The 13,060-nt window shown below is 69.6% G+C and carries 10 protein-coding genes; 6 read left to right on the forward strand and 4 right to left on the reverse strand.

The genetic code is table 11. The features are described 5' to 3' along the window. The first annotated feature begins 145 nt into the window (after positions 1-145). On the forward strand, positions 146-934 hold the full coding sequence (locus ACIBJH_RS00235; RefSeq protein ID WP_399114629.1) for a protein phosphatase 2C domain-containing protein: 789 nt from the start codon (positions 146-148) through the stop codon (positions 932-934). A gap of 15 nt (positions 935-949) precedes the next feature. Here the strand turns inward: ACIBJH_RS00235 and ACIBJH_RS00240 are convergent, their stop codons facing one another. Together ACIBJH_RS00240 and lon are read right to left on the reverse strand one after the other, a co-directional pair. Then, positions 950-1,435 (reverse strand): MarR family winged helix-turn-helix transcriptional regulator, encoded by a 486-nt coding sequence (locus tag ACIBJH_RS00240; RefSeq protein ID WP_399114630.1) that lies wholly within the window; start codon positions 1,433-1,435, stop codon positions 950-952. A 128-nt stretch (positions 1,436-1,563) separates the two neighbouring features. Beyond that, positions 1,564-3,984, reverse strand: a complete 2,421-nt coding sequence (lon, locus tag ACIBJH_RS00245; protein ID WP_399114631.1) for an endopeptidase La — start codon at positions 3,982-3,984, stop codon at positions 1,564-1,566. Positions 3,985-4,388: 404 nt separating this feature from the next. Between lon and ACIBJH_RS00250 the strand changes: the two genes are divergently transcribed. Continuing rightward, positions 4,389-4,580 carry a hypothetical protein gene (locus ACIBJH_RS00250; RefSeq protein WP_399114632.1) on the forward strand — a complete coding sequence of 64 codons (192 nt, stop codon included), beginning with the start codon at positions 4,389-4,391 and terminating at the stop codon, positions 4,578-4,580. Between the two features lie 32 nt (positions 4,581-4,612). Here ACIBJH_RS00250 and ACIBJH_RS00255 read toward each other — a convergent pair whose 3' ends face one another. Next, positions 4,613-5,236, reverse strand: a complete 624-nt coding sequence (locus ACIBJH_RS00255; protein WP_399114633.1) for a TIGR03086 family metal-binding protein — start codon at positions 5,234-5,236, stop codon at positions 4,613-4,615. Between the two features lie 59 nt (positions 5,237-5,295). Further along, positions 5,296-6,150 (reverse strand): rhomboid-like protein, encoded by an 855-nt coding sequence (locus ACIBJH_RS00260; protein WP_399114634.1) that lies wholly within the window; start codon positions 6,148-6,150, stop codon positions 5,296-5,298. Positions 6,151-6,281: 131 nt separating this feature from the next. Here ACIBJH_RS00260 and ACIBJH_RS00265 point away from each other — a divergent pair, with 131 nt between their 5' ends. The 4 genes from ACIBJH_RS00265 (at position 6,282) to ACIBJH_RS00280 (ending at position 12,995) form a co-directional block, all read left to right on the forward strand. Next, entirely contained in the window at positions 6,282-6,959 is a 678-nt protein-coding gene (locus ACIBJH_RS00265; RefSeq protein ID WP_399114635.1) for a spermidine synthase, read from the forward strand. A 113-nt stretch (positions 6,960-7,072) separates the two neighbouring features. Continuing rightward, positions 7,073-7,813 carry a response regulator transcription factor gene (locus tag ACIBJH_RS00270; protein ID WP_399114636.1) on the forward strand — a complete coding sequence of 247 codons (741 nt, stop codon included), beginning with the start codon at positions 7,073-7,075 and terminating at the stop codon, positions 7,811-7,813. Continuing rightward, on the forward strand, positions 7,810-8,916 hold the full coding sequence (locus ACIBJH_RS00275) for a sensor histidine kinase (RefSeq protein ID WP_399114637.1): 1,107 nt from the start codon (positions 7,810-7,812) through the stop codon (positions 8,914-8,916). Before ACIBJH_RS00270 ends, ACIBJH_RS00275 begins: the two co-directional genes overlap by 4 nt. Positions 8,917-9,197: 281 nt before the next feature. Continuing rightward, positions 9,198-12,995, forward strand: a complete 3,798-nt coding sequence (locus ACIBJH_RS00280) for a multifunctional oxoglutarate decarboxylase/oxoglutarate dehydrogenase thiamine pyrophosphate-binding subunit/dihydrolipoyllysine-residue succinyltransferase subunit (RefSeq protein WP_399114638.1) — start codon at positions 9,198-9,200, stop codon at positions 12,993-12,995. The last annotated feature ends 65 nt before the right edge of the window (positions 12,996-13,060 follow it).

Below are 13,060 nucleotides of genomic sequence, written 5' to 3' on the forward strand. Positions count from 1 at the left end.
GGGCTTTGGCAGGATTCGCCGCCACGCATTCCCGGAGTGATCCATTCCAGCCCAAACCAGGCGTCTGACCTGCGGGGCTGCGCCGATTCGGTAACCAGTGCCAACGTTTTGCGGACCCTGTGAAGACGTCGTGCAGACTGGCCGAATGCGTACGGAACTTGTGTCGGAGCCCGGCGGCCCGGACCGCCCCAACGAGGACTTCGCGAGCGTCGGCCTTCCGGCCTCGGGACAGGGCGGTTCACTGATCGTCCTGGACGGAGTGACCCCGCCGAGGAGGGAGACGGGCTGTCTGCATCCGGTCCCCTGGTACACCGCGCGACTGGGCGGCGCGCTGACCGAACTGACCGTTTCCTGCCGGGATCTGACGCTGGCGGAAATTCTCTCCCGGGCGATCCTCCGAACATCCGAGGCACACTCCGCCACCTGTGACCTTTCTCACCCACGCACCCCACAGGCAACCGTGGTGCTGGCCCGCTGGTCCCCGGAGGAGATCGAATATCTGATCCTTTCGGACTCCGCCCTGCTCGTCGACTCCCCGGCCGGTGAGGTGACCGCCGTACTGGACGACCGGCTGTCGCGGCTGCCGCGCGCCGCTCTCGCCACCGACGAGCTGATCGACGCCACGCTCCGTAACAAGGAGGGCGGCTTCTTCACGGCCGCGGCCGATCCCTCGGTCGCGGAGCGGGCGGTGACGGGCTCGCTCCCGCGCAGCGCGGTCCGCGCCCTCGCCGCCCTGACGGACGGGGCGACGAGGTGGGTGGAGAAGTTCGGCAAGGGCGACTGGGCGGAGTGCTTCGCCCTCGTGGAGAAGGAGGGGGCGGCGGAGCTGGTGCGCCGGGTACGGGCGCTGGAGCGGGCCGACGCGGAGACGCGGACGTATCTGCGGCGGAGCAAGACGCACGACGACGCGACGGTCGTGTACGCGGAGCTGTGAGCCCCTACTCCGGTGTCATTTCTCCATGACGCCGTTCAACTGGTGGAGCAGCCGGGCGAGTTCGGCGACCTCGCGGCGGTCCCAGTGGGAGAGCTGGGAGACGTAGCGGGCTCGCCGGGCCTCGCGGACGTGTGCGACGCGGCGGCGGCCCTCGTCGGTGAGGTCGACCAGCCAGGCGCGGCCGTCCGCCGGGTCGGGCTCGCGGGAGATCAGGCCCAGCTCCTCCAGGGCGCGCAGCTGGCGGGACATGGTGGCCTTGCCGACGCCGATGTAGGCGGCGAGTTCGGTGGCCCGCTGCCGGCCGTACTCGTCCAGCCGGACCAGCAGGCCGTACGCGGCGGACTCCAGGTCGGGGTGGACCTCACGGGCCATCTCGCCCTGATTGGCCCGGGCCCGGCGGAAGAGGAACGTCAACTCGCGTTCCAGGGACAGGTATTCGGGATCGGGATCCGGGATCCCGCTGTCGTTTCTGTCCTCGTCCTTGTGCACGTCAGCACCCATGTTCTGCTTTCCTGATCGTGAAAGTCCCCGCAGTTTCGCCAGTATTTCGCAGGGTGGGACCTACGTACGACGAAGGCCCGGGCCCCTCGTGAAAGGGACCCGGGCCTTCACCTGACCGGTGGCGTCCGTCACGCCGCCACCGGAACCTCCGGGGTCGCGCCGTTCGTCGCGGGCGACAGGGCCAGCTCCAGGACCTGGCGGACGTCCGTCACCGCGTGGACGTCGAGCTTGTCCAGGACCTCGGCCGGGACGTCGTCCAGGTCGGGCTCGTTGCGCTTCGGGATGATCACCGTGGTGACCCCCGCCTGGTGCGCGGCGAGCAGCTTCTGCTTCACCCCGCCGATCGGCAGGACCCGGCCGGTCAGGGAGACCTCACCGGTCATGGCCACGTCCGTACGGACCAGCCGGCCGCTGAGCAGCGACGCGAGAGCGGTCGTCATGGTGACACCCGCGCTCGGACCGTCCTTCGGCACCGAACCCGCCGGGAAGTGGATGTGCACGCCCCGATCCTTCAGGTCGGCGACGGGCAGCTCCAGTTCGGCGCCGTGCGAGCGCAGGAACGACAGGGCGATCTGCGCGCTCTCCTTCATCACGTCACCGAGCTGACCGGTCAGGGTCAGACCCGCCGCACCCGTCTCCGGGTCGGCCAGCGACGCCTCGACGTACAGGACGTCACCGCCCGCGCCGGTGACCGCGAGGCCGGTGGCGACACCGGGGACCGCCGTACGGCGCTCCGCCGGGTCCTGCGCGGACTCGGGCACGTGGTGCGGCCGCCCGATGAGCCCTCGCAGGTCGGCGTCGGTCACCGTGAACGGCAGCTCCCGCTCGCCCAGTTCGTGCTGCGCGGCGATCTTGCGGAGCAGCCGGGCGATCGACCGCTCCAGGGTGCGGACGCCCGCCTCACGGGTGTACTCACCGGCGAGCTTGCGCAGCGCGCTCTCGTCGATGACGACCTCGTCGTCCTTGAGCCCCGCCCGCTCCAGCTGGCGCGGGAGCAGGTGGTCACGGGCGATGACGACCTTCTCGTCCTCGGTGTAGCCGTCCAGCCGGACCAGTTCCATCCGGTCGAGCAGTGCCTCCGGGATGGCTTCGAGCACGTTGGCCGTCGCCAGGAACACCACGTCGCTCAGGTCGAGTTCGACCTCCAGGTAGTGGTCGCGGAAGGTGTGGTTCTGCGCGGGGTCGAGGACTTCGAGCAGAGCCGCGGCCGGGTCGCCCCGGTAGTCGGACCCCACCTTGTCGATCTCGTCGAGCAGGACCACCGGGTTCATGGACCCGGCCTCCTTGATGGCGCGGACGATACGGCCCGGCAGCGCGCCGACGTACGTACGCCGGTGGCCCCGGATCTCCGCCTCGTCCCGCACACCGCCCAGCGCGACCCGCACGAACTTCCGTCCCATCGCGTGCGCGACGGACTCGCCGAGCGAGGTCTTGCCGACACCGGGCGGACCGACGAGGGCCAGTACGGCACCGCCGCGCCGCCCGCCGACGACACCCAGCCCGCGCTCGCTGCGGCGCTTGCGCACGGCCAGGTACTCGGTGATGCGCGCCTTCACGTCCTCCAGGCCGGCGTGCTCGGCGTCCAGGATCGCCTTGGCGCCCCGGATGTCGTACTCGTCCTCGGTCCGCTCGTTCCACGGGAGTTCGAGGACGGTGTCCAGCCAGGTGCGGATCCACGAGCCCTCGGGCGACTGGTCGGAGGAGCGCTCCAGCTTGTCGACCTCCTTGAGGGCGGCCTCGCGGACCTTCTCGGGAAGGTCCGCGGCCTCGACCCGGGCGCGGTAGTCGTCGGACTCCTCGCCGTCCTTGGCCGAGTCGCCGTTCAGCTCGCGCAGCTCCTTGCGGACGGCTTCGAGCTGGCGGCGGAGCAGGAACTCGCGCTGCTGCTTGTCGACGCCTTCCTGCACGTCCTTGGCGATGGTCTCGGCGACATCCTGCTCGGCGAGGTGGTCGCGCAGGTGCTGGGTGGCGAGCTTGAGGCGGGCCACCGGGTCGGCGGTCTCCAGCAGCTCGATCTTCTGTTCAATGGTCAGGAAAGGTGAGTAACCGGAGTTGTCGGCGAGGGTGGACACATCGTCAATGGCCTGCACGCGGTCGACGACCTGCCAGGCCCCGCGCTTGCGCAGCCACGCGGTGGCCAGCGCCTTGTACTCCTTCACCAGCTCGGAAACGGAGCCGGGCAAAGGCTCGGGCAGGCTCTCGTCGAGCGCGGTGCCCTCGACCCAGAGCGCGGCACCGGGGCCGGTGGTCCCGGCGCCGATCTTCACGCGGCTACGGCCGCGGATCAGCGCGCCCGGGTCGCCGTCGGCCAGCCGGCCGACCTGCTCGATGGTGCCGAGCACACCCGTGCTCGCGTAAGTCCCGTCGATGCGTGGCACCAGCAGGACCTTGGGCTTTCCGGGCTCGGACCGGGCGGCGGCCTGGGCGGCCTCCACGGCGGCGCGTACATCGGTGTCGTTCAGGTCCAGCGGAACCACCATTCCGGGCAGCACGACCTCGTCGTCGAGCGGCAGCACGGGCAGGGTGAGCGGTGTGGACGTCGAAGCCATGATCTCCCCTTAGGCAGTCAAGTTGAGCTATGCCGACTCAATGCTTGGGCGTCTTCGATTGTTCCCCACCTGTTGTTCGCCGTGAGCGATCAGCGGCAGCGGGCCCGTCTCCGTGCAGGTCAACACGGAAACGGGGTCGGTGCTTCCCGGGCGTACGGCTGCTTCGGCGGCCGATGTCAGTGGTGGCTGCCACGATGCGGGACACCACCACGGACGCGCGTCAGGGCCGACGCGAACATCGGCGACGAAGCCGTCGCGGCGGCGGCCCTGGTCGCCGCGCAGTGCCCGGGCGGCGAGCCGGCCCACCCCCACCTACGGGCCGGACGAGCCCGTCCCCGACCTCACCGGTCTGCGCGCCCTCGCCCTCCGGGCCCTCGACCGCCGACGGGTAGGCTCACGGCCTCATGGAACAACTGCCCGAGAGCGTGGACCGGGACATCCTGCGGCACCGGACCGTCGCCGCGATCGCCACCATCCGCGAAACCCTGGGGTGCGGCATCCACCAGGCGGTCGATGTCCTCGCGGAGCGGTACGCGGAACTCCGCCGCGACCGTCCGGACGACTTCGACCCGAGCCGGGACGAACACGGAGGGTGAGTCGCGAAAGCGTGACATCCGGGGCGGAAATGTCACGCTTTCACGGAGACGGTCCCTTCCGGCCGGGGCGGGGCGGCGACCGCGCGGCCCAGGTAGGCCAGCAGCCGCCCGTGCGGGGCCGCCCCAGGCGCGGGCCGGACCTCGGGACCGAAGACACCGGGCACGCGGTACGCGTCGAAGCCGCCGAGGCCGTGCATCACCGCGAGCAGCTCCCCGCACAACTCCTCGTCCACCACAGCCTGTTGGCCCGTCGCGACCGCCAGGTCCACGCCGTGGACGCAGATCTCCGTGAAGTGGATGAGCGCGGCCATCGGGCCGGGCAGCGCGCCGAGCGAGATGTGGACGGTGGTGTCGAGGGCACCGGGACGGTTCCAGGCCGCACGGTCGGTCTCGGACGCCTCCGCGTACGCGCCCCGGGGATCCGCGCCCAGCCAGTCGGACTCGTGCTCGCCGCCCGGATCGGTGCCGTTCAGTTCGGCGGTGAAGATGCGCATCCCGCCCACTGTGTGGTTGAGGACGGCTCGTACGTCCCACTCCGCGCACGGAGTGGGGTTCACCCACTGGTCCTCGGCAACTCCCGCCACCACAAGGCCGGTTGCCGTGATCGCCCGCTCGATGCGCCGTACCGCGATCGTCTCCGCACCCGTGTCCGCCACTTGGACCTCCCCCGTCCAGGACCGTGCTCGGCCGTCCGCACCATCTCTACAGCGGGGAGTCAGACTCGGGCAACCCCGACCCGGGGGAGCGCGAACCGGGCCATCCGCTCGGCCCGCTGCCAGCGCCGTATCAACGGCCAGGTCGCGACGCCTATCGTGAGCGAGATCAGATGGCCCCAGTTCGTCATGGGGTCGGTGAACGCCATCAGGTCCGAGACCAGCGTCCAGCCGAAGAGGGCGAGCAGCGGCAGCCCGAGCCAGGGCCTGAGCAGACCGGCCAACGCTCCCGTGCTCGCGGCGACGCCGAAGCTGATGCCGTAGTCGAAGCGGTGCAGCGAGGTGTCGGGCAGATGTCCCGCCAGCACGGCCAGCCCCACGGTGCCCTCGGTCGCGAGCGTGGCCAGGATGTGCCCGGTCAGGAACACCCCGGCGGCCCGCACCCCGCCGATCCGCCGCTCCAGCGCGGTCAGCACCAGCAGGAAGAGGAACGCGTACGGCGACAGCACCCCGCCGACGATCCACAGCGCACTGGCGACCAGCACGAGGAACGGGTCGCGGAGGAGGTGGGTGACATCGGTGCTGGAGGCCTGGTGCAACTGGTTCACCAGCGTGGGATCGGCGTACTGCGCGATGAGCGAGGTGACGACGAGCAGCGACGCGTAACCGAAGGTGAACGGCGTCCCGTTGGGCGTGGGCAGCAGCCGCCAGGGGGCGAGGAGGCGCAGCGCGGCCGGCATGCGCGATACGCGGGGAATCGCGGGGGTGGACGCCGAGACGGAGACCGCGGGACGGCCCGACTCCCAGGCCGTTTCCACCACTTCACGCTGTCTCGGCATCGCATCCAGCAGGGGGGAGTCCTCCTCGGCCAGGGGCGTGGCGGAGGCCTGGGTATCGGCCGTCGCGGTCCGTTCCACCGTGAGGGACTCCTTCCGTTTCACCCCACCCTTCGCCGTCCCGCCTGCCGCTGTCTATGACCGACGCCACGCGAGAGCCGATTCACAGCAACCCGAAAGCTTTCTCACGCGTCCCCCGGTACCGTGCGCGGATGACCACCGCGTACGACAATCCCCTTGTCCTGGACCGTCGCGAGGGCCCCTACGGCGAGGTGGTGCTGCGCCGGCACGGGGAGTTGCTGCAGATCATCGCCAACGGGTGCTTCCTGATGGACACTTCGGACGGGCGCTCGGAGCGGCTGCTGGTCGACGCCGCGTACGCCGCGCTCGACGGGCGCCCCCGACCGGACGTACTGATCGGCGGGTTGGGCGTGGGTTTCTCCCTCGCGCACGCCGCCGCCGACCCCCGCTGGGGCCGGATCACGGTCGTGGAGCGGGAGCCCGCGATCGTCGAATGGCACCTCTCCGGGCCGCTGTCGGAGCTCTCCGCGTCCGCTCTCGCCGACCCGCGCACCGACATTCTGAAAACGGACCTGGTCGCATTCGTCAATGAGACTTGCGCCACTTTCGACGCGCTCTGCCTCGACATCGACAACGGGCCCGGCTGGACCGTCACCGACAGCAACGACAACCTCTACTCACCGGCCGGACTGGCAAGCTGTGCAAGGGTGTTGAGGCCTGGCGGGGTACTCGCCGTATGGTCGGCACAGCCCTCTCCGGAATTTGAGCGAACCTTATGGAATGCCGGGTTCCAGCAGGTGCGTACCGAAGAGATCCCCGTTGCCCGAGGAGTTCCCGACGTGGTGCACCTCGCCGTACGACCTGGATAGCAAAGGCGCCGTGACTGCCCGTACCCTGCTTCCCTGACGCGGATCATTCAAGCGTCAAGCGCAGTCATGGGATCACCCCACTGGTTCCGGAAAGCACACTTCAGGGGCGGGCGATGGAGCAGACACACACCTCCCACAACGGTACGGCCACGGCCACGCCGGGCGCACAGCGCCGGGTGCTCGTGGTCGAGGACGATCCGACGATCGTCGACGCCATCGCGGCCCGTTTGCGCGCCGAGGGATTCCTCGTACAGACCGCGGGCGACGGGCCCTCGGCCGTCGACACCGCCGAGGCCTGGCAGCCCGACCTGCTGATCCTCGACATCATGCTGCCCGGCTTCGACGGCCTGGAGGTCTGCCGCCGGGTGCAGGCCGCCCGTCCGGTGCCGGTGCTGATGCTCACCGCGCGCGACGACGAGACCGACATGCTGGTCGGGCTCGGGGTCGGCGCCGACGACTACATGACCAAGCCGTTCTCCATGCGGGAGCTGGCCGCCCGGGTGCACGTCCTGCTGCGCCGCGTCGAGCGCGCCGTGGTGGCCGCCTCCACCCCGCGCTCGGGCATCCTGCGCCTGGGCGAGCTGGAGATCGACCACGCGCAGCGCCGGGTACGGGTGCGCAGCGACGACGTGCATCTCACGCCCACCGAGTTCGACCTGCTGGTGTGCCTGGCGAACACCCCGCGTGCCGTGCTCTCCCGCGAGCAGCTGCTCGCCGAGGTGTGGGACTGGGCGGACGCCTCCGGCACCCGCACCGTCGACAGCCACATCAAGGCGCTGCGTCGGAAGATCGGCGCCGAGCGGATCCGCACGGTGCACGGTGTCGGCTACGCGCTGGAGACTCCGACGCCATGAGCGGCGGGCCGACGTCACGGAGGAGCCCCGGGGAGCCCTGGGGCGGCGTACGCCCGTTCTCGATCAAGACCAAACTGGGCGCACTGGTCGTCATCTCGGTGCTCATCACCACCGGGCTGATGATGATCGCCATGCGCACGGCGACGGAGCTGCGCTTCATCACGGTCTTCTCGATGATCGCCACACTGCTGATAACGCAGTTCGTGGCCCATTCGCTCACCGCGCCGCTGGACGAGATGAACACGGTCGCCCGGTCCATCTCGCACGGCGACTACACCCGCCGGGTGCGCGAGAACCGCCGCGACGAACTGGGCGACCTGGCCGAGACGATCAACGTCATGGCCGACGAGCTGGAGGCCCAGGAGCGCCAGCGCAAGGAACTCGTCGCGAACGTCTCGCACGAGCTGCGCACCCCCATCGCCGGCCTGCGCGCCGTACTGGAGAACGTCGTCGACGGCGTCTCGGCCGCCGACCCGGAGACCATGCGGACGGCACTGAAGCAGACCGAGCGCCTGGGACGTCTGGTCGAGACGCTCCTCGACCTCTCCCGCCTGGACAACGGCGTCGTACCGCTGAAGACGCGCCGCTTCGAGGTGTGGCCGTATCTCTCGGGCGTGCTCAAGGAGGCCAACATGGTCGCCTCCGCGCGCGCGGGCATCGCGTCCGGCTCGGGCAGCCACACACGCACGGACGTCCATCTGCACCTGGACGTGTCCCCGCCGGAGCTGACCGCGCTCGCGGACCCTGAGCGCATCCACCAGGTCGTCGCCAACCTCATCGACAACGCGGTGAAGCACAGCCCGGCGCACGGGCGCGTGACGGTCAAGGCAAGGCGCGGAGTGCTGCCGGAGTCGCTGGAGCTGGAGGTCCTGGACGAGGGGCCCGGCATCCCGAAGGCGGAGTGGGCGCACATCTTCGAGCGGTTCAACCGGGGAGCGGTGAGCGCGCCCCACGGACCCGGCAGCGACGGCGGTACGGGCCTCGGCCTGGCGATCGCCCGCTGGGCGGTGGACCTGCACGGCGGCCGGATCGGTGTGGCCGAATCCGACCGTGGCTGCAGGATTATCGTCACCCTTCCGGGACTGTCATCCGTGCCAAGTTGACGTAAAGTTCGACCCGGAGCCCCAAGATCCACGGCGGTCCGCGCTGACGGACACGTGTGACCAGGCACAGGCCCGCGCCGTTCGTGCGCCCGGCCCGCACCAAGACGCCCCCCCTGTAGCGGAACCACGTTTGTTTCCCGCCATTTCAGCCCCCGAAACACACTTTCCGGTGTGACTTACACGACGATGGACCGGCCCGACCTGACCTTCGTGGTCATGGGGGCGTAGCCTTAATTCCCGCTGTCCATCACCTTGTGAAGCGGAAGAGGGCGGTTGCCGCCGTGTCGTCACAGTCCCCCAGTAACTCGACCATCTCGACAGAGTCCGACCAAGCCGCGGGCAAGAATCCCGCGGCGGCGTTCGGCCCGAACGAGTGGCTCGTCGACGAGATCTATCAGCAGTACCTCCAGGATCCGAACTCGGTGGACCGAGCCTGGTGGGACTTCTTCGCCGACTACAAGCCGGGCGCGGCTGCCGCCCCGACCTCGACTTCGGCGGGTACTGCGGCCGCGGGGGCCGCAGGGACCTCCACCCCGGCCCCGGCCGCTCCACCGGCGCCCGCGGCTCCGGCGGTTCCCGCGCCGGCGCCCGCAGCCGCCGCTCCGGCCCCGGCTCCGGCTCCCGTCGCCGCTCCGGCCCCCGTGAAGGCCGTAGCCCCGGCTCCGGCCGCTCAGCCGAAGAAGGCCGAGCCCGCGACCGAGGCCCCCGCCGGCCCCGAGTACGTGACGCTGCGCGGCCCCGCCGCCGCGGTCGCGAAGAACATGAACGCCTCGATCGAGGTCCCCACCGCCACATCGGTGCGTGCGGTCCCGGTCAAGCTGCTCTTCGACAACCGCATCGTCATCAACAACCACCTGAAGCGCGCCCGGGGCGGGAAGATCTCCTTCACCCACCTCATCGGCTACGCGATGGTGCAGGCCATCAAGGCCATGCCGTCGATGAACCACTCCTTCCAGGAGAAGGACGGCAAGCCGACCCTGGTCAAGCCGGAGCACATCAACTTCGGTCTCGCCATCGACCTGGTGAAGCCCAACGGCGACCGCCAGCTCGTCGTCGCCGGCATCAAGAAGGCCGAGACGCTGAACTTCTTCGAGTTCTGGCAGGCCTACGAGGACATCGTCCGCCGCGCCCGCGACGGCAAGCTGACGATGGACGACTTCACCGGCGTGACGGTCTCTCTGACCAACCCGGGTGGCCTCGGCACCGTCCACTCCGTGCCCCGCCTGATGCCCGGTCAGTCGGTCATCATGGGCGTCGGCTCCATGGACTACCCGGCGGAGTTCCAGGGCACCAGCCAGGACACCCTGAACAAGCTCGGCATCTCGAAGGTCATGACGCTCACGTCGACCTACGACCACCGGGTCATCCAGGGCGCCGCCTCGGGCGAGTTCCTGCGGATCGTCGCCAACCTCCTGCTCGGCGAGAGCGGCTTCTACGACGAGATCTTCGAGTCGCTGCGGATTCCCTACGAGCCGGTGCGCTGGCTCAAGGACATCGACGCCTCGCACGACAACGACGTGACGAAGGCCGCCCGCGTCTTCGAGCTGATCCACTCCTACCGGGTCCGCGGCCATGTCATGGCCGACACCGACCCGTTGGAGTACCGCCAGCGCAAGCACCCCGACCTGGACATCACCGAGCACGGCCTCACCCTGTGGGACCTGGAGCGGGAGTTCGCGGTCGGCGGCTTCGCCGGCAAGTCCCTGATGAAGCTGCGCGACATCCTCGGCGTGCTGCGCGACTCGTACTGCCGCACCACCGGCATCGAGTTCATGCACATCCAGGACCCCAAGCAGCGCAAGTGGATCCAGGACCGCATCGAGCGCTCGCACTCCAAGCCGGAGCGCGAGGAGCAGCTGCGCATCCTGCGCCGCCTGAACGCGGCGGAGGCCTTCGAGACCTTCCTGCAGACGAAGTACGTGGGCCAGAAGCGCTTCTCTCTTGAGGGTGGCGAGTCGGTCATCCCGCTCCTCGACGCGGTCATCGACAGCGCGGCCGAGTCGCGCCTCGACGAGGTCGTCATCGGCATGGCCCACCGAGGCCGCCTCAACGTTCTCGCGAACATCGTCGGCAAGTCGTACGCCCAGATCTTCCGCGAGTTCGAGGGCAACCTCGACCCGAAGTCGATGCACGGCTCCGGCGACGTGAAGTACCACCTGGGCGCCCAGGGCACCTTCACCGGCCTGGACGGCGAGCAGATCAAGGTGACTCTCGCGGCGAACCCGTCCCACCTGGAGACGGTCGACCCGATCATCGAGGGCATCGTCCGCGCCCGCCAGGACATCATCAACAAGGGCGGCACGGACTTCACGGTCCTCCCGCTCGCCCTGCACGGTGACGCGGCCTTCGCGGGCCAGGGCGTGGTGGCGGAAACGCTCAACATGTCGCAGCTCCGCGGCTACCGCACCGGCGGCACGATCCACATCGTCATCAACAACCAGGTCGGCTTCACGGCGGCGCCCGAATCCTCGCGCTCCTCCATGTACGCGACGGACGTGGCGAGGATGATCGAGGCCCCGATCTTCCACGTGAACGGCGACGACCCGGAGGCCGTGGTCCGCGTGGCCCGCCTGGCCTTCGAGTTCCGTCAGGCGTTCAACAAGGACGTGGTGATCGACCTCATCTGCTACCGCCGCCGCGGTCACAACGAGTCGGACAACCCGGCCTTCACCCAGCCCCTGATGTACGACCTGATCGACAAGAAGCGCTCGGTGCGCAAGCTGTACACCGAGTCGTTGATCGGCCGTGGCGACATCACCCTTGAGGAAGCCGAACAAGCCCTCCAGGACTACCAGGGCCAGCTGGAGAAGGTCTTCACGGAGGTCCGCGAGGCGACGGCCCAGCCGGGGGCGGCGCCGTTGTCGGACCCGCAGGCGGAGTTCCCGGTCGCGGTTTCGACGGCGATCTCCTCCGAGGTCGTGAAGCGGATCGCCGAGTCCCAGGTCAACATCCCGGACAACTTCCACGTCCACCCGCGCCTGCTGCCCCAGCTGCAGCGCCGGGCGACGATGGTCGAGGACGGCACGATCGACTGGGGCATGGGCGAGACACTCGCGATCGGCTCCCTGCTCCTTGAGGGCACCCCGGTCCGCCTCTCCGGCCAGGACTCCCGCCGAGGCACCTTCGGCCAGCGCCACGCGGTCCTCATCGACCGCCAGACGGGCGAGGACTACACCCCGCTCCAGTACCTCTCCGAGGACCAGGCCCGCTACAACGTCTACGACTCCCTCCTCTCCGAGTACGCCGTCATGGGCTTCGAGTACGGCTACTCGCTGGCCCGCCCCGACGCGCTCGTGATGTGGGAGGCGCAGTTCGGCGACTTCGTCAACGGCGCGCAGAGCGTGGTCGACGAGTACATCTCGGCGGCGGAACAGAAGTGGGGCCAGACGTCGGGTGTGACCTTGTTGCTCCCGCACGGCTACGAAGGCCAGGGTCCCGACCACTCGTCGGCCCGCGTGGAGCGCTTCCTCCAGCTCTGCGCGCAGAACAACATGACGGTCGCGATGCCGACCCTCCCGTCGAACTACTTCCACCTTCTCCGCTGGCAGGTGCACAACCCGCACCACAAGCCGCTGGTGGTCTTCACCCCGAAGTCGATGCTGCGCCTCAAGGCCGCCGCGTCGAAGACGGAGGAGTTCACGACGGGCCAGTTCCGCCCGGTCATCGGCGACGAGACGGTGACGGACCCCGCGGCCGTCCGCAAGGTCGTCTTCGTCACGGGCAAGCTGTACTACGACCTGGAGGCCGAGCGCGCCAAGCGCGGCACCACGGACGTGGCGATCATCCGCGTCGAGCGCCTGTACCCGCTGCCGGGTGCCGAGCTCCAGGCGGAGGTCAACAAGTACCCGAACGTCGAGAAGTACCTGTGGGCCCAGGAGGAGCCGGCCAACCAGGGCGCCTGGCCGTTCATCGCCCTCAACCTGATCGACCACCTGGACCTCGCGGTCGGCGCGGATGTTCCGCACGGGGAGCGGCTGCGGCGCATCTCGCGCCCGCACTCGTCGTCTCCGGCGGTGGGGTCGGCGAAGCGGCATCAGGCTGAGCAGGAGCAGTTGGTTACTGAGGTGTTCGAGGCTTAGGTCTCGACACACAGCGGTACTGATCGAGGGGCCGTCACTGGAGGAATCCGGGGGCGGCCCTTCGG

The organism is Streptomyces sp. NPDC050548 (assembly GCF_044457385.1).
GTDB lineage: Bacteria > Actinomycetota > Actinomycetes > Streptomycetales > Streptomycetaceae > Streptomyces.

What these genes read in the sequence shown, in the direction of transcription:
- ACIBJH_RS00235 (WP_399114629.1), top strand. Translation starts at nt 146, where the DNA reads ATGCGTACGGAACTTGTGTCGGAGCCCGGCGGCCCGGACCGCCCCAAC.
- ACIBJH_RS00240 (WP_399114630.1), bottom strand. Translation starts at nt 1,435, where the DNA reads ATGGGTGCTGACGTGCACAAGGACGAGGACAGAAACGACAGCGGGATC.
- lon (WP_399114631.1), bottom strand. Translation starts at nt 3,984, where the DNA reads ATGGCTTCGACGTCCACACCGCTCACCCTGCCCGTGCTGCCGCTCGAC.
- ACIBJH_RS00250 (WP_399114632.1), top strand. Translation starts at nt 4,389, where the DNA reads ATGGAACAACTGCCCGAGAGCGTGGACCGGGACATCCTGCGGCACCGG.
- ACIBJH_RS00265 (WP_399114635.1), top strand. Translation starts at nt 6,282, where the DNA reads ATGACCACCGCGTACGACAATCCCCTTGTCCTGGACCGTCGCGAGGGC.
- ACIBJH_RS00270 (WP_399114636.1), top strand. Translation starts at nt 7,073, where the DNA reads ATGGAGCAGACACACACCTCCCACAACGGTACGGCCACGGCCACGCCG.
- ACIBJH_RS00275 (WP_399114637.1), top strand. Translation starts at nt 7,810, where the DNA reads ATGAGCGGCGGGCCGACGTCACGGAGGAGCCCCGGGGAGCCCTGGGGC.